We start from the raw sequence: 14,742 nt of genomic DNA on the forward strand, positions 1-14,742 counted from the left end.
CTTCCTGTCTTTTGGGGTTGCGCCGAGCTTAGTGTTCGTCTGAAAGAACAGGAATCGATAAGGCGTAATTTCTATAGTTATTTTTTGGAATAAGGGGCCGGCGTGTTCTGCGAGGCGGTACGGGCTTTTCGAGAAAATCTAAGCAGGAACAGTGATTTATTACCTTTGGGTGGGATGCGGGTGCGCTTCTAGAAATATCTGCGCTGCAATGCGCAAATTCTGAAATGAGCGGTTTCGAGCGCGGGCGCGGCGGCCAGGATGGCTGCCGGTATACTTTTGCGCTCTGCAACGCCGCTTCCGCCCCGCCATGACAACGCTCCGTTCCAAGTCCCGTTTTCCCGTTTCCGCCCTGATGGCTGCCGCGTCGTTTGCGCTCTCGCTGGCGGCACCCGCGGCGGCGCAGGACCTCGCTTGCCTGTCCCAGCTTCGCGCGCCCGCGCAGGCCTACGGCGTTTCCGCGGCAACCTTCGACCGGCTCACGGCCGGCCTGCAGGCCGACCCCACGGTGCTGCCTTTGCTGGATGCCCAGCCGGAATTCGTGACCCCGATCTGGGACTACATGGCCGCCCTGGTGGACGATGAACGCATCGCCGATGGGCGGGCTATGCTCGAGCAATGGTCCGCGGTGCTGGCGCGGGTGGAGGCGGAGTACGGGGTGGATGCCGCAACAGTGGTGGCGGTGTGGGGGGTGGAAAGCAATTACGGGCGCAACTTCGGAAGCCGCGCGCTGCTGCCGTCGCTCGCGACCCTGGCCTGCAACGGGCGCCGCCAGTCCTTCTTCCGCCAGGAGTTGTTCGCAACGATGAAGATCGTCGAGGACGGCCATGTGGCGCCGGAGCGGCTGAACGGGTCGTGGGCGGGGGCCTTCGGTCACACCCAGTTCATGCCCTCCACCTATCTGCGGCTGGCGGTGGATTTCGACGGCGACGGCCGCCGCGACCTGGTGGACAGCATTCCCGATGCGCTGGCATCGACTGCCAACTTCCTGCGTCAGGCCGGCTGGCAGCGCGGCCTGGCATGGGGTTACGAGGTGGTGCTGCCGGCGGGGTTCGACAGCTCGGGCGCGGGGCGCAAGAACAAGCGCGGCATCGCCGAGTGGGCCGGCCGCGGCGTGCGTCGTGCCGACGGCGGTGCGCTTGCGCAAGCAGGCAATGCGGCGCTGTTGCTGCCAGCAGGCGCGAGCGGCCCGGCCTTCCTCGTCACGCGCAATTTCGACGCGATCTACAGTTACAACGCCGCCGAGAGCTACGCGCTTGCGATCGCCCACCTGTCGGACCGACTGCGAGGCGCGGGTCCGTTTGCGACGCCGTGGCCGACCGACGATCCCGGCCTGTCGCGCGCCGAGCGGCGCGAGGTGCAGACGCTGCTGCTCGCCCGTGGTCACGACATCGGCAATCCGGATGGCATGATCGGCGCGCGCACGCGCGAGGCGCTGCGCGTCATCCAGGCTGAGTTCGGACTGCCGGCGGACGGCCGTGCGGGGCGCCGCGTGCTGGACGCCCTGCGGCAGGCGCGGCCGTAAACGGGTGCTGGATCACCGCCGCCCGGTCTATTGACGTTTACGTCAACGTAAACTATTTTCCCCGCGTCCATAACTGATGCGGAGGAGAGACGGATGAAAATCGAGAACAGCGTGTTCGTGGTGACCGGCGGCGGATCCGGCCTGGGGGCTGCAACCGCGCGGATGCTGGTCGCCGGCGGCGGCCGGGTCGTGCTGGCCGACGTGAATGCCGGCGCTGGCGAGGCCGTCGCCGCGGAGCTGGGTGCCCATGCCCGTTTCGTCTCGACTGACGTGACCGACGAGGCCAGCGCGAAGGCGGCTTTCGATTGCGCACTGACGCAGTTCGGCGGCCTCAACGGGTTGGTCAACTGTGCGGGCGTGGCACCGGCGGAAAAGGTCGTCGGCCGCGAAGCGCCACACCGGCTCGAAGCGTTTGCACGCACGGTGAACATCAACCTCGTCGGCAGTTTCAACATGATGCGGCTCGCCGCCGACATCATGAGCAAGGCGGCGCCGAACGAGGAGGGCGAGCGCGGCGTGATCGTCAGCACGGCTTCGGTCGCGGCATACGACGGGCAGATCGGGCAGGCCGCCTACGCCGCCTCCAAGGCGGGCATCGTCGGGCTGACCTTGCCGGTGGCGCGCGAACTCGCGCGTTTCGGCATCCGCGTGATGACGATTGCGCCGGGCATCATGGAAACGCCGATGCTGACCGGGATGCCGCAGGAAGTGCAGGACTCGCTCGGCAAGATGGTTCCGTTCCCGTCCCGGCTGGGGCGTCCGGCCGAATACGCCGCGCTCGTGCGCAGCATCATCGAGAACCCCTATCTGAATGGTGAAGTGATCCGCCTCGACGGCGCGATCCGCATGGCCGCGAAGTAGGGCGCACCTTGTCGTCGGGGCGCGCGTTCAGCCGTCCCGACGCGCGCTTGACCCAGCGCATTGGTCGGTCTGGCGAAATGTGCTACAACAGCTGCTTCCCGTCGTGACCTCCGGGAAGTCCCCGGTGCCGTTGCGGCGTCCGGCGGTTTCCCCGCTCCATGAACTCACCCGACTTGCCGGTTGCCGATGCGGCGACCGCCGCCAGTGATTCCGACTGCTATCACTGCGGCCTGCCGATTCCGTCCGATACCCACCACTACGTGCGGATCGACGGCGCCAACCGCCGCATGTGCTGCATCGGCTGCGAAGCGGTCGCGCGCTCGATCGTCGATAACGGTCTGGAAGATTACTACCGCCACCGCGACGCGATGCCGGAGTCGCGCCGCGAGGCGATGCCGCCGGAACTCCAGGAACTCGGCCTTTTCGATCACCCTGATTTCCAGAAGTCCTTCGTGCGCCCCGTGGGGGAGCACGAGCGCGAGGCCTCGCTGATTCTCGAGGGCATCACCTGCGCAGCCTGTGTCTGGTTGAACGAACGCCACGTGGCGCGCCAGCCTGGGGTCTCCGCGGTCGACATCAACTACGCTACCCGTCGTGCCCGTGTGCGGTGGGACGAGCGCCAGATCAAGCTCTCCGACATCCTGAGTGCGGTCGCGGCGATCGGCTATCGTGCATATCCCTACGACGCCGAGCGCTCGGAGCAGATCGCGCACCGTGAGCGCCGCTCGATGCTGTGGCGAGTGTTCGTCGCCGGCTTCGGCATGATGCAGGTGATGATGTACGCGGTGCCGGTGTACATCGCGCGCGAAGGCGAGATGACCGCGGACATCGAAGCCTTGATGCGCTGGGCCAGTCTGCTGCTGACGCTGCCGGTCGTCCTGTACTCTGCAGCGCCGTTCTTCCGCCGCGCTTGGCGCGATCTGCGTCTGCGCCGTCTGGGCATGGACGTGCCGGTCGCGCTCGGCGTCGGAAGCGCCTTTCTCGCCAGCCTTTGGGCAACGCTGACAAACGGTCCCGAGGTCTATTACGACTCGGTGACGATGTTCGTGTTCTTCCTGCTTGGAGGGCGTTATCTCGAAATGCTCGCGCGCCAGAAGGCGGTTCGGGGCGTGGAGGAGCTTGGAAAGGTCATTCCGGCGTTTGCGGAGCGGCTGGACTCTGCGGGCGAGTCCTCGCGCGTTCCCGTTTCTGAACTCGCGGTCGGTGATCTGGTGCGAGTGCGTCCCGGCGAGGTGATTGCAGCTGACGGGGTCGTGGAGGATGGCCGCAGCGACGCCAACGAGGCTTTGCTGACCGGCGAAAGCAAGCCGGTGTCGAAGACCTCTGGCGATCCAGTCACCGGCGGCAGCATCAATATATCCAGCCCCCTGGTGTTCCGAGTGGAGCAGGTGGGCGACGCGACCCGATTGGCGGCGATCCGGCGCCTGATGGAACGGGCTGCCGAAGAGAAGCCACGCGTGGCGACGCAGTCCGACCGGGTGGCGGGTATCTTCATTGTCCTGCTGCTGGTGCTGGCCGCGGCAACGGGCATCGGCTGGTATCTCGTCGAACCGCAACGCGCACTGTGGGTGTTCGTCTCCGTCCTCGTGGTCGCCTGTCCGTGCGCGCTGTCGCTGGCGACGCCCACCGCGCTGACCGTGGCCACGGACGTGCTCGCGCGGACGGGCGTTCTCGTCACGCGAGGCCATGCGGTCGAGACGCTCGCCCGCGTCAACCACGTGCTGCTGGACAAGACCGGCACCTTGACCCGGGGCCGAATGACGCTGGTCGAGGTGGTGCCCCTGGCAGGCGTGGCGGAGCAGGAGGTACTACGGCTGGCGGCTGCGCTTGAGGCCGGTTCGGAGCATCCGATCGCGGCGGGCCTGCGCGAGGCTGCGCCCAAATCCACGTCGGTGGCGACCGAGGTAATGGTGGAAACCGGACAGGGTGTGGGCGGCGTGGTCGACCAGCAGCCGCTGTGGGTGGGACGGCCCGATTTCGTCGCAGGCCACGCCGGTGTGAGTCTGCCGTCCTGTCTCGCCGAGGTCGAAGCGCGCGGCGGCAGCGTCGTTGCACTTGGTTCGGCGTCTGAAGTGCTCGCGCTGTTCCGCCTCGCCGACGTATTGCGCCCGGAGGCTCCGGAACTGGTCCGCAGATTGGCCGACGACGGAGTGAAGGTCAGTCTGCTGTCGGGAGACGCGCCTACCGTTGTCGCTGCGACGGCGGCGGCTCTCGGGATAGAGGATGCCCATGGCGGGATGACGCCGCAGGGGAAGCAGGCCTACATCGTCGGCTTGCAGCAGCGCCCGGAGGCGGTGGTCGCAATGGTCGGGGACGGCGTCAATGACGCGCCGGTGCTCGCCCAGGCGCACGTCTCGGTTGCGATGGGCGGAGGAACGGATCTCGCCCGCAACCAGGCGGATATTGTTCTGCTCGGGGAAGACCTGTCATCCCTCGCGCGGGGCATGGTGCTCGCACGGCAGACGCTGCGGATCATCCGGCAGAACCTGTGGTGGTCCTTCATCTACAACTTCACGTCGGTGCCGCTGGCGATGGCGGGACTGGTCACGCCGTGGATGGCAGGTATCGGCATGGCGGGCAGCTCGCTGCTGGTCGTGCTCAACGCGATGCGCCTGCAGCGCGGCCGTCGCAACAGGTATTGACGCTATGGAAACCCTCTACCTGCTGATTCCTTTGTCCGTGGTGCTGGTCTTCGTGATCGGCGTCGTGTTCTGGTGGTCGTTGAGGGACGGGCAGTACGACGACCTGGAGGGGCCCGCATACCGCCTGCTGCTCGACGACCGCGACGAACTCCCGGCCAAACCCGCCGACACCGACAAGCCCATGCCGGATTCACCGGACCGGCGCGATGTTTGATCTAGGTCAATGCCTGCCGCCGCGATAAAGGCATACTGCAGCCATGGATTTCCTGTTGCCGGTGAGCCTTCACGGGCAACAACTGCAGGACTTATGGCTCTCTGTTGGGGTTGGGGGTGCGTTCAATACGCACCCTTTTTTTTCGCCTCGACCCTCCCGCTGGTGTATCGTTCACGGTTTACTCGCCTGCTCGATTTGCGGGGTCAGTCTCACTTCATTGCACCGTTGCGGTGCAATAGAATCTTGATCTGAATCAAGTTCAGGAGTCGACCCGAGGGTATCCTTCCGACGGTTGAAGGATCATCGCCAGCCTGGGTCCGGCTGGTCGGTAGGCTTTACAAGGGGTTTTTAACTAAGAGGTGACTCATGCAATCGCAAGCGACTTATAACTACAAAGTCGTGCGCCAGTTCGCCATCATGACGGTGGTGTGGGGCATTGTGGGCATGCTAGTCGGCGTCATTGCCGCGGCACAGCTCGTATGGCCCGAACTGAACGTTCACGAGTGGCTTGGCTACGGCCGGCTTCGTCCGCTCCACACCAATGCGGTCATCTTCGCATTCGGTGGGTGCGCGCTGTTCGCAACGTCCTATTACGTCGTGCAGCGCACCTGTCACACCCGTCTGTTCGCGCCGGGTCTGGCGGCCTTCACCTTCTGGGGCTGGCAACTGGTCATCGTGCTGGCTGCGATCACGCTTCCGCTCGGTTTCACCTCCGGTAAGGAGTATGCGGAGCTGGAGTGGCCGATCGACCTGCTGATTGCGGTTGTGTGGGTTTCCTATGCGGTGGTGTTCTTCGGTACCGTTGCCAAGCGTACCGTCGCTCACATCTATGTCGCCAACTGGTTCTACGGTGCTTTCATCATCACCGTCGCCCTGCTGCACATTGTTAACAGCATGGCAATTCCGGTCAGCCTTACCAAGTCCTACTCGGCGTACGCCGGTGTCCAGGACGCCATGGTTCAGTGGTGGTACGGCCACAACGCTGTCGGCTTCTTCCTGACGGCGGGCTTCCTCGGCATGATGTATTACTTCGTGCCGAAACAAGCCGATCGTCCGGTCTACTCGTACCGCCTGTCCGTGGTGCACTTCTGGGCGCTGATCTTCACCTACATGTGGGCAGGTCCTCACCACCTGCACTACACGGCCCTGCCGGACTGGACCCAGTCCGTCGGCATGATCTTCTCGCTGATCCTGCTGGCTCCGTCGTGGGGTGGCATGATCAACGGCATCATGACCCTGTCGGGCGCCTGGCATAAGCTTCGTACCGACCCGATCCTGAAGTTCCTGATCACCGCGCTCTCGTTCTACGGCATGTCGACCTTCGAAGGCCCGATGATGTCGGTGAAGACCGTCAATGCGCTCTCCCACTACACCGACTGGACCGTGGGTCACGTGCACTCCGGCGCGCTGGGCTGGGTTGCGATGATCTCGATCGGCTCCGTGTATTTCCTGCTGCCGCGCCTGTACGGCAAGACCGAGATGTACAGCGTGAAGTTGATCAACGCCCACTTCTGGATCGCGACCATCGGCGTCGTGCTCTACATCGCCTCGATGTGGATCGCCGGCGTGATGCAAGGTCTGATGTGGCGTGCGACCAACCCGGACGGCACCCTGACCTACTCGTTCGTGGAAGGCGTCAAGGCGAGCTATCCGTTCTGGTCGATCCGCCTTCTGGGTGGCGTTCTGTTCCTGACCGGCATGCTGATCATGTTCTACAACATGGTGAAGACCATCGCGGGCGAAAAGGCTTACAACGCCCCGGTCATCGCGCCTGCCGCCGCTCACGCCTAAGGGAGTATTTCGAGAATGGCTCAATCCAAACACGCAGCAATCGAGCGGAGCGTATTCCTGATGATCGTGCTGACCCTCCTGACCGTGAGCGTCGGGGGGTTGGTGGAGATCGTTCCGCTGTTCTTCCAGAAGTCCACGACTTCTCCGATTGACCAGAAGGGCAACGAACTCGCGGTCAAGCCGTACGACCCGGTTCGCCTCGTCGGTCGTGACATCTATATCCGCGAAGGCTGCTACAACTGCCACTCGCAGATGATCCGTCCCTTCCGCGCCGAAACCGAGCGCTACGGCCATTACTCGGTTGCCGGTGAGTCGATTTACGACCATCCGTTCCAGTGGGGTTCGAAGCGTACGGGTCCGGATCTGGCCCGGGTCGGCGGTCGTTACTCGGATGAATGGCATCGCGTCCACCTGCTGAATCCGCGCGATGTTGTTCCCGAGTCCAATATGCCGGGGTATGCCTGGCTCGATCGCCCGGCGAAGGTCGACAACATCCAGGACAAGATGCGCGCCCTCAACAAGGTCGGTCTCCACAAGTACAGCGATGACGAAATCGCCGCTGCGCCGGAGAAGGTCAAAGGCATCACGGAGATCGAGGCGGTTGTTGCCTACCTCCAGGGCCTGGGCCTCGCACTGCAGAACGTACGGTAAAGGTAGTCAGGAGCGCGCCATGGACGTCAACGATCTCAGGACAGTCATCACCGTCATGGGTTTTCTGTGCTTTCTCGCAATCTGCGCTTGGGCATATAGCGGACATGCGAAAGCCGGTTTTGATGAAGCGGCGCGCCTGCCCTTGACCGATGAGGATCCGGTCGTTGCAGGCCGGCAAGGAAAGGAAGGATAAAAAATGGCTGACTTTGTTAGCGGTTTCTGGAACGTGTATGTGATGGGTCTCGTTGCCCTGAGCCTGCTGTTCTGTGTGTTCGTACTCGTGTCGAACACGACCAAGCGGGAAGCGGGCCCGGTTGAGCTGCACGGGCACGTGTGGGACGAGACGCTGGCGGAATACAACAATCCGCTGCCGCGTTGGTGGATGTACCTGTTCTGGATCACCCTCGTGTTCGCGGTGGTGTATCTGGCGATCTATCCCGGCTTTGGTCGTACCAACGACGGTCGCGGCGCACTCCATCAGTACGAAAACGAGATGGCGAAAGCCGAAGAGCGCTACGCACCGATCTTTAACCAGTACCTGGATAAGGATTTGAAGGTGGTTGCTGCGGACCCCGAAGCTAACGCGATGGGGCAGCGGATGTTCCTGACGTATTGCGCTCAATGCCACGGCGCTGCGGCGCAGGGCGCAAAGGGCTTTCCGAACCTGACCGACGATGAATGGAACTGGGGCGGAGATCCGGAAACGATCAAGACCACCATCACCGGCGGCCGCATGGGCGTGATGCCCCCGTTCGGGCCTGCGCTCGGTGCCGAAGGCGTGAAGGACGTCGCAAACTATGTCCGCTCGCTGTCCGGTCTGGCGCACGACTCCCTGCGGGCGCAGCGCGGCAAGGACATTTTTGCCCAGAACTGTGTGGCTTGCCACGGCGCGGACGGCACGGGCAGCACGGCGGTGGGCGCTCCCAACCTGACGAACAAGTCCTGGCTCTACGGTTCGTCGGAGGCCACGATCATCGAAACGGTGACCAATGGCCGGACCAACCAGATGCCGACCTTCCAGGCTTTCCTGGGTGACGCGAAGATTCACCTGCTGGCTGCTTATGTGACCAGCCTCAGCAACAAGAAGTAATGGAGTTGTCCCCGGGGGTTTTCCCCGGGGACATTTTCTGGTCAATAAAATAAGAATCTACTAATAAAACGATCATGAACGAACCGCTACCTTCCCCAAAAACCTCCGTCGCGGACGAGATGGAAGACTCCCTCTATGCCGTGCGCAAAAAGGTCTATACCAGAGCGGTCTCCGGGACGTTCGCGACCTGGCGCTGGGCGTTGGTGTGGTTTACCCAGCTGATCTTCTACGGTCTGCCATGGCTGACATGGAACGATCGTCAGGCTGTCCTCTTTCATCTGACTGAGCGCAAGTTCTATATTTTCGGTTGGGTGTTCTGGCCGCAGGACGTCTTCTTCCTGGCGATCCTGTTGATCATCTCCGCGTATGCCCTGTTCTTCTTTACGGCAATCGCGGGGCGGTTGTGGTGCGGATATGCCTGTCCGCAGACGGTCTATACCGAAATCTTCATGTGGATAGAGCAGAAGATCGAAGGTGACCACAATAAGCGCGCCAAACTCGACAAGGCGCCGCTCGGCGTACGCAAGATCGCTATCAAGGCGGCCAAATATGGCGCCTGGGGTGCGGTTGCACTGTGGACCGGATTCACCTTCGTTTCGTATTTTTCACCGCTGCGCGAAATGCTCGCTTCGGTCTCGTCGCTGAGCTTTGGGCCGTGGGAGCTTTTCTGGATCCTGTTCTACGCCGGCTTTACCTATTTGTTCGCGGGCGTAATGAGGGAGCAGGTATGCAAGTACATGTGCCCTTACGCCCGTTTTCAGAGCGTCATGTTCGACGCCGACACGCTCGTCATCACATACGACGAAGAGCGTGGCGAGCCGCGCGGAACCCGCAAGAAGGGCGTGGATCCTAAGTCGGTCGGGAAAGGTGACTGTATCGATTGCGGAATCTGTGTACAGGTGTGCCCCACCGGGATCGACATCCGGAAGGGGCTCCAGTATGAGTGCATAGGGTGTGCCGCCTGTATCGACGCCTGCGATCAGGTGATGGAGAAGATGAGCTATCCCAAGGGGCTCATCCGATATTCGACCGAGAATGCGGTCAAGAAACACTGGGGAAGCAAGGAGATCATTGGCCACGTGCTGCGGCCGCGTACGCTGATATACGGCGGCGTGCTGGCCTTGGTCAGTTTGGCGTTTCTGTGGGGGTTGGCGACGCGCGAACCGCTGCGTGTCGATGTGCTGCGTGATCGGACGTCTCTAGCTCGTGAGGTTGAAGACGGAATGATCGAAAACGTTTATCGCCTGCAGGTGATGAACATGACAGAATCGGCGAGAAGCTTCCACTTCGGTGTCGAAGGTTTGGACCAGGCCCGGATCGGCTCCGCGGAGACTTCCATCTCCGTTCCGCCGGCGTCGACCCAATCCGTGACGCTTCGGGTATTGGTGCCGGGTGGGGTAGGCAAGTCTGGCGCAAACGAGCTGTTCATCGTGGTGGCGCCTGATGATGCGCCGCAGGAACGATTGCGGGAAAAGACCACTTTCCTTATGCCGAATTGATTCGATGAGCTTTAGTGTGACCCAGAAGAAAGCTGCACCCTGGTACCGACAAGGTTGGCCGTGGTTCCTGATTGCGATTCCGGCGACTGCTATTGTCGCTGGCGTGATTACGCTGATCCTCGCGATCAGGAGTTGGGACGGCCTGGTCGTGGATGACTATTACCGAGAAGGGAAGGCGTTCGTCCAGACTATCGAACGGACCGAGCGGGCCAAACAACTCGGGTTGTCCGCGCAACTGAACATCAGTACGGACCGGGTGTTGATCGTGTTGTCGTCGTCGGTGCCCAGTGTCACGCTTCCCGGTACTGTTCGCTTGACGGTATCGCATCCGACCAAGGGTGGCCTGGATCAGGAGATGGTGGTGACGGGGCGAGACGGGGTGTTTGAAGTCAAGATCAGCCCGCTCGCAACCGGTCGCTGGTTGTTCCAAATAGAAGACGAGCCCCGCGCCTGGCGAATGAACGGGGCCGCTTACCTCCCGACAGAGACGGAGATCCGGATCAATCCGACCGGATCATGAACTGCGTCTTGAAAGGAGAGTCGTCATGGCTTGGAGAGAGTTATTCGGTAGCGACATCGGTTTGCTCAGCCTCTTCACGATCGGTTTCGTCCTGGTGATGGGCGTCTACATCTACCGGTTTGCTGTTCGCCACATGGCGGAGGATGAGCAAAAAGCCAAGTTGCGGCATCAGTGATTATTCGATGGCGGTAATAAGGAGGTTGAGATGCTCAAGTGGATTCAAGTGCTGTGGCCCTCGTTCCTCGTCGCGGCTCTCGCCGAGGCCGCCTTTTTTACCGTCATCGACCCTCAGGAACTCTACTTCCAAGGGGAGGCGGTGCATTTTTCGCCGATCTCGACATATTCGATAGGGTTCATCGGATTCTGGTTGATATGCGCCGCTTCAAGTCTGACAACCCTGTTCTTTCAGCGAACCTCGGACGAGGTTAATCAACGAGACTGAAAGCGTAGAAAACAAAAAAGCCACTCTGAGAGTGGCTTTTTTGTTTATTTGGCGCGCCCGGAAGGATTCGAACCTCCTACCCCCTGGTTCGTAGCCAGGTACTCTATCCAGATGAGCTACGGGCGCTGAAAGATTTGAACTATAGCACTAACTGTTTAACTTGGGAAGGTTTTTCTTCCGTCGTTTTTTGCTGCGCTTGTGTTCGAACAACGGAGCGCATAATAGACAATATCCTGATGGATGGCAAGAAAAATTTTGCCGTTAGCGATAGACGAGGACTGGAATCGTACTGTGGGTGAGGACCTTCTGGGTTTCGCTACCCAGAAGCAGGCTGGCAAGGCCCCGTCGTCCGTGGGACGCCATGAATATGAGGTCGCATCCGTGCCGGTCCGCCGCATTGATAATCGCCTCGTACGGCACCTCGTTTACCAATGTGTCAGTGTCTGCCAGTACGCCGGAAGCGTCGGCAACGGCTTTGGCGGCGTTCAGGATGCGTTCGGCTTCTTGAGCTGCCGCTTTGGCAAACTGTTCGGGGGTCGTCGGGTCGATCAGGGCGCCTTCGCCGTAGATCGGCATCGGGAAGTCCGGTTGAGCGTAGAAGAACGTGATGCGGGCCGAGGCGTCGCGTGCGAAGGATACCGCCCGAGCCACCGTACTCTCCGACAAGGCTGACCCGTCCGTCGGTACCAGAATGTGCTTGAACATTGCGCACCTCCCTTGGTTGATGCGTTTATTTTCAATACCCGACCCGATTATAGCTCCCGGCGGGAGTGGGTCTGGATGATGAAGGTCAACGTGGAGGCCGGGAAGGGAGGGGATGATCTGCGTGGGAACCTCCGCGTACCGTGGGAGTCATCACCGACGATGTTGGTTGGGCTGCCGTGGCAAAATGGAAAAGCCCCTGTCATTTCGAAGCTTGGAGACGTGATGAACAAGAGCGAGCGACTCGACCCAGGTCAAACCGTAAAGCGTTCGATCAAGCAACTGCACGAAGCGGTCGAGGGGTCCTTCGATCCGCTCGGGATGGCGGCGCCTATCATTCACGCCCAGCTGGCTTGGGCTGCGCATCCGCAGGAGCTGGCAGATCGTCTTCTGCGTCTTTCCTCCGACCTGTGGCGTCTGCAATGGCATTCCTGGAACCGGGTTCTCGGCCTCGACAGCGAAGATCCGGTGCGGCCGAATCCGGACGATGCGCGTTTTGCCGATCCGGTCTGGACTGAGTCGCCGACCTGGGATCTCACCAAAGAGTGGTATCTGGCGCTGACTCACCACGTCCAGGACATGCTCTATGACACGCCGGGTCTGACGGGGAAGGAGCGGCGGCGGGCGGCGTTCTGGTGGCGGAAATGGCTGAATGCGGTCGCGCCGACCAATTTCTTCTGGACGAATCCGGTCGCAGTGCGAAAGGCGTGGGAAACGAAGGGTGAGAGCCTGGTCCGCGGGTTCGGCAATTTCCTCGACGACGTTCGCGCGGGTGAAGTGCGGATGACTCGTCCCGATGACTTCGAGGTGGGCAAGAACCTGGCGACGACGCCCGGCGCGGTCGTGTTCAGGAACGACCTCTTGGAGGTGATTCATTACCAACCCACTCGTCCGCAAGTGCACCGCGATCCGGTCGTCATCGTCACTCCGTGGATCAACAAGTTCTACATCCTCGATCTCGTTCCGAAGAAGAGCCTGATTCGTTACCTGCTCGAACAGGGACTGGACGTATTCATTACAAGCTGGAAGAACCCTGACGCCTCGATGCGGGATGTGACGTTCGACGACTACGTCACACGCGGGGTGCACGCCGCGGTAGAGACGGCGCGAGGGCTCGCAGGCGCCGAGAAGGTGCATGCGGTGGGGTACTGCATCGGTGGCACTGCCCTCAGCATGTACATGGCGTGGGCCAATCGCCACTTTCCGGCCGAAGCGGTTCCGGTGGCAGACTGGACCGTCTTTACCACGCTCGTCGATTTTCAGAAGCCGGGCGACATCGAGGTGTTCATCGACGAGTCGAGCATCCGCTACCTGACCGGAAACATGGCCCGAACCGGTTATCTGGAAGGCAAGGAGATGGCATCCGCTTTCCGCCTGCTGCGTTCGAACAGTCTCATATGGCACTACGTAGTCCACGGCTGGCTGTATGGCGAAACACCGGCCTCGTTCGACGTGCTGTACTGGAACATGGACGCGACGCGGATGCCCTATGCGATGCACTCCTGGTATCTCAGGGAGCTGTATCTGCACAACAGGTTGATTCAGAAGGACGCGCTGGTGGTGGCAGGCGAACCGCTCGACCTCGCTGCGATCTCGCAACCGCTGTACGCCGTCGCGGCGGAGGATGATCACATCGCTCCGTGGGGGCAGACCTTCCGCATCAATAATTTTGTAACCGGCCCAAAGCGCTACGTGCTATCGAGTTCGGGGCACATCCTCGGCATCGTCAACCCGGTCGTTCAGCCGCCCAAGCGAAACTATCGCGCAGCCGAAGCGCATCGCTCGGAATCGGCTGAGGCATGGTTGGACCGGGCCGAACGCCACGAGGGGAGTTGGTGGGAGGACTGGATGCAGTGGTTGAAGCCGCGGGCGGGCGAACTGGTCGACGCGCGACCGGTCGCCAATGCTGCCTTTCCGGCTTTGGCGCCGGCGCCAGGAACCTACGTGCTGGAAAAATAGCGGTGAAGTGGGGCGGGAGGAACTAGCGACACGCAGGTTGGTGTTGTATCAGCTTCTTCAGGCCCCCGCTGTCGAGAATCCGGATGTGCTTCTGCTGCACCGTGACTAGGCCTTCCTCCTGGAAGCGGGAGAACGCGCGGGAGACGGTTTCGAGCTTCAGCCCCAGGTAGGAGCCGATCTCCTCCCGCGTCATGCGCAGGTGAAACTCCGCCGCAGAAAAACCGCGTGCGGTGAAGCGCTGGGACATGTTCAGCAAGAATGCAGCCAGCCTTTCCTCGGCGCGCATGGAGCCGAGAAGCATCATCACGCCGTGGTCGCGAACGATCTCACGACTCATCACCTTGTGAAACTGATGCTGCAGGCCTTCGACCTCGCGCGACAGTTCTTCCAGCTTGCCGTAGGCAATGACGCAGACTTCGCTGTCCTCCAGCGCAATCGCGTTGCAGGAATGAACCTCGCTGCTGATGCCGTCCAGGCCGAGGATCTCGCCGGTCATCTGGAAGCCGGTGACCTGGTCCCGCCCATCCTCGAGGAGGACGTCGGTCTTGAATGAGCCCGTGCGGATCGCGTAGATTGCTTCGAAAGGGTCGCCGGCCCGGTACAGGTGCTGCTGACGCTTGATCTTGCGGCGCGCACCTACCAGCTCGTCGAGACGGTCGATTTCATTTTCGCTCATCCCGAAGGGAAGGCAGAGTTCGACGAGATTGCACTGCGAACACGCCGTCTTCAGTCCGGCAACCGTAATCGGCACCGCCTTCATTTGCACGATAAACTTGCTCCGAATCCGCAGGAGATTGGCCGCGTTGATCCATGTCAACCACATCGAGCCGGCTTTCTGCGATCGTTTGG

General features: G+C 61.5%; 15 protein-coding genes and 1 tRNA gene. 13 read left to right on the top strand and 3 right to left on the bottom strand.

The window, feature by feature from the left end; genetic code table 11:
* The first annotated feature begins 307 nt into the window (after positions 1 to 307).
* The 12 genes from dqs_RS07160 (at position 308) to dqs_RS07205 (ending at position 11,232) form a co-directional block, all read left to right on the top strand.
* On the top strand, positions 308 to 1,522 hold the full coding sequence (locus dqs_RS07160) for a lytic murein transglycosylase (protein WP_065340058.1): 1,215 nt from the start codon (positions 308 to 310) through the stop codon (positions 1,520 to 1,522).
* 93 nt (positions 1,523 to 1,615) lie between these two features.
* Positions 1,616 to 2,383, top strand: a complete 768-nt coding sequence (locus dqs_RS07165) for a 3-hydroxyacyl-CoA dehydrogenase (protein WP_065340059.1) — start codon at positions 1,616 to 1,618, stop codon at positions 2,381 to 2,383.
* A 158-nt stretch (positions 2,384 to 2,541) separates the two neighbouring features.
* Positions 2,542 to 5,025 (top strand): heavy metal translocating P-type ATPase, encoded by a 2,484-nt coding sequence (locus dqs_RS07170; RefSeq protein WP_065340060.1) that lies wholly within the window; start codon positions 2,542 to 2,544, stop codon positions 5,023 to 5,025.
* Positions 5,026 to 5,029: 4 nt separating this feature from the next.
* On the top strand, positions 5,030 to 5,239 hold the full coding sequence (gene ccoS, locus dqs_RS07175; RefSeq protein ID WP_011765073.1) for a cbb3-type cytochrome oxidase assembly protein CcoS: 210 nt from the start codon (positions 5,030 to 5,032) through the stop codon (positions 5,237 to 5,239).
* A gap of 366 nt (positions 5,240 to 5,605) precedes the next feature.
* Positions 5,606 to 7,030, top strand: a complete 1,425-nt coding sequence (gene ccoN, locus dqs_RS07180) for a cytochrome-c oxidase, cbb3-type subunit I (protein WP_011765074.1) — start codon at positions 5,606 to 5,608, stop codon at positions 7,028 to 7,030.
* Positions 7,031 to 7,045: 15 nt separating this feature from the next.
* Entirely contained in the window at positions 7,046 to 7,681 is a 636-nt protein-coding gene (ccoO, locus tag dqs_RS07185; protein WP_011765075.1) for a cytochrome-c oxidase, cbb3-type subunit II, read from the top strand.
* 19 nt (positions 7,682 to 7,700) lie between these two features.
* Positions 7,701 to 7,874, top strand: coding sequence for a CcoQ/FixQ family Cbb3-type cytochrome c oxidase assembly chaperone (locus tag dqs_RS20460; protein WP_011765076.1), 174 nt, complete (start codon positions 7,701 to 7,703; stop codon positions 7,872 to 7,874).
* A gap of 3 nt (positions 7,875 to 7,877) precedes the next feature.
* On the top strand, positions 7,878 to 8,771 hold the full coding sequence (ccoP, locus tag dqs_RS07190) for a cytochrome-c oxidase, cbb3-type subunit III (RefSeq protein WP_011765077.1): 894 nt from the start codon (positions 7,878 to 7,880) through the stop codon (positions 8,769 to 8,771).
* A gap of 74 nt (positions 8,772 to 8,845) precedes the next feature.
* Positions 8,846 to 10,270: a cytochrome c oxidase accessory protein CcoG gene (gene ccoG / locus dqs_RS07195; protein ID WP_065340061.1), complete on the top strand. Its 1,425-nt coding sequence runs from the start codon at positions 8,846 to 8,848 to the stop codon at positions 10,268 to 10,270.
* A 4-nt stretch (positions 10,271 to 10,274) separates the two neighbouring features.
* The gene (locus dqs_RS07200) at positions 10,275 to 10,790 is read left to right on the top strand and encodes a FixH family protein (RefSeq protein WP_065340062.1); all 516 of its coding nucleotides are present in this window, start codon (positions 10,275 to 10,277) and stop codon (positions 10,788 to 10,790) included.
* A 25-nt stretch (positions 10,791 to 10,815) separates the two neighbouring features.
* Positions 10,816 to 10,965, top strand: coding sequence for a DUF3149 domain-containing protein (locus dqs_RS20465; RefSeq protein ID WP_011765080.1), 150 nt, complete (start codon positions 10,816 to 10,818; stop codon positions 10,963 to 10,965).
* 30 nt (positions 10,966 to 10,995) lie between these two features.
* Positions 10,996 to 11,232, top strand: a complete 237-nt coding sequence (locus dqs_RS07205; RefSeq protein ID WP_011765081.1) for a hypothetical protein — start codon at positions 10,996 to 10,998, stop codon at positions 11,230 to 11,232.
* Between the two features lie 49 nt (positions 11,233 to 11,281).
* On the opposite strand, the gene dqs_RS07210 is transcribed toward dqs_RS07205, so the two are convergent.
* Positions 11,282 to 11,358: transfer RNA gene (locus dqs_RS07210), tRNA-Arg, on the bottom strand.
* A gap of 135 nt (positions 11,359 to 11,493) precedes the next feature.
* Positions 11,494 to 11,937: a universal stress protein gene (locus dqs_RS07215; protein WP_011765082.1), complete on the bottom strand. Its 444-nt coding sequence runs from the start codon at positions 11,935 to 11,937 to the stop codon at positions 11,494 to 11,496.
* Positions 11,938 to 12,255: 318 nt separating this feature from the next.
* Here dqs_RS07215 and dqs_RS07220 point away from each other — a divergent pair, with 318 nt between their 5' ends.
* Positions 12,256 to 13,893: a PHA/PHB synthase family protein gene (locus dqs_RS07220; RefSeq protein WP_236778756.1), complete on the top strand. Its 1,638-nt coding sequence runs from the start codon at positions 12,256 to 12,258 to the stop codon at positions 13,891 to 13,893.
* A 22-nt stretch (positions 13,894 to 13,915) separates the two neighbouring features.
* On the opposite strand, the gene fnr is transcribed toward dqs_RS07220, so the two are convergent.
* Positions 13,916 to 14,653, bottom strand: coding sequence for a fumarate/nitrate reduction transcriptional regulator Fnr (fnr, locus tag dqs_RS07225; RefSeq protein WP_041642406.1), 738 nt, complete (start codon positions 14,651 to 14,653; stop codon positions 13,916 to 13,918).
* Between the last annotated feature and the right edge of the window lie 89 nt (positions 14,654 to 14,742).

Source organism: Azoarcus olearius (assembly GCF_001682385.1).
GTDB lineage: Bacteria > Pseudomonadota > Gammaproteobacteria > Burkholderiales > Rhodocyclaceae > Azoarcus > Azoarcus olearius.

Excerpts from the sequence above, each read along its gene's own strand:
- dqs_RS07160 (WP_065340058.1), top strand. The coding sequence starts at position 308 with ATGACAACGCTCCGTTCCAAGTCCCGTTTTCCCGTTTCCGCCCTGATG.
- dqs_RS07165 (WP_065340059.1), top strand. The coding sequence starts at position 1,616 with ATGAAAATCGAGAACAGCGTGTTCGTGGTGACCGGCGGCGGATCCGGC.
- dqs_RS07170 (WP_065340060.1), top strand. The coding sequence starts at position 2,542 with ATGAACTCACCCGACTTGCCGGTTGCCGATGCGGCGACCGCCGCCAGT.
- ccoS (WP_011765073.1), top strand. The coding sequence starts at position 5,030 with ATGGAAACCCTCTACCTGCTGATTCCTTTGTCCGTGGTGCTGGTCTTC.
- ccoN (WP_011765074.1), top strand. The coding sequence starts at position 5,606 with ATGCAATCGCAAGCGACTTATAACTACAAAGTCGTGCGCCAGTTCGCC.
- ccoO (WP_011765075.1), top strand. The coding sequence starts at position 7,046 with ATGGCTCAATCCAAACACGCAGCAATCGAGCGGAGCGTATTCCTGATG.
- dqs_RS20460 (WP_011765076.1), top strand. The coding sequence starts at position 7,701 with ATGGACGTCAACGATCTCAGGACAGTCATCACCGTCATGGGTTTTCTG.
- ccoP (WP_011765077.1), top strand. The coding sequence starts at position 7,878 with ATGGCTGACTTTGTTAGCGGTTTCTGGAACGTGTATGTGATGGGTCTC.
- ccoG (WP_065340061.1), top strand. The coding sequence starts at position 8,846 with ATGAACGAACCGCTACCTTCCCCAAAAACCTCCGTCGCGGACGAGATG.
- dqs_RS07200 (WP_065340062.1), top strand. The coding sequence starts at position 10,275 with ATGAGCTTTAGTGTGACCCAGAAGAAAGCTGCACCCTGGTACCGACAA.
- dqs_RS20465 (WP_011765080.1), top strand. The coding sequence starts at position 10,816 with ATGGCTTGGAGAGAGTTATTCGGTAGCGACATCGGTTTGCTCAGCCTC.
- dqs_RS07205 (WP_011765081.1), top strand. The coding sequence starts at position 10,996 with ATGCTCAAGTGGATTCAAGTGCTGTGGCCCTCGTTCCTCGTCGCGGCT.
- dqs_RS07215 (WP_011765082.1), bottom strand. The coding sequence starts at position 11,937 with ATGTTCAAGCACATTCTGGTACCGACGGACGGGTCAGCCTTGTCGGAG.
- dqs_RS07220 (WP_236778756.1), top strand. The coding sequence starts at position 12,256 with ATGGCGGCGCCTATCATTCACGCCCAGCTGGCTTGGGCTGCGCATCCG.
- fnr (WP_041642406.1), bottom strand. The coding sequence starts at position 14,653 with ATGAAGGCGGTGCCGATTACGGTTGCCGGACTGAAGACGGCGTGTTCG.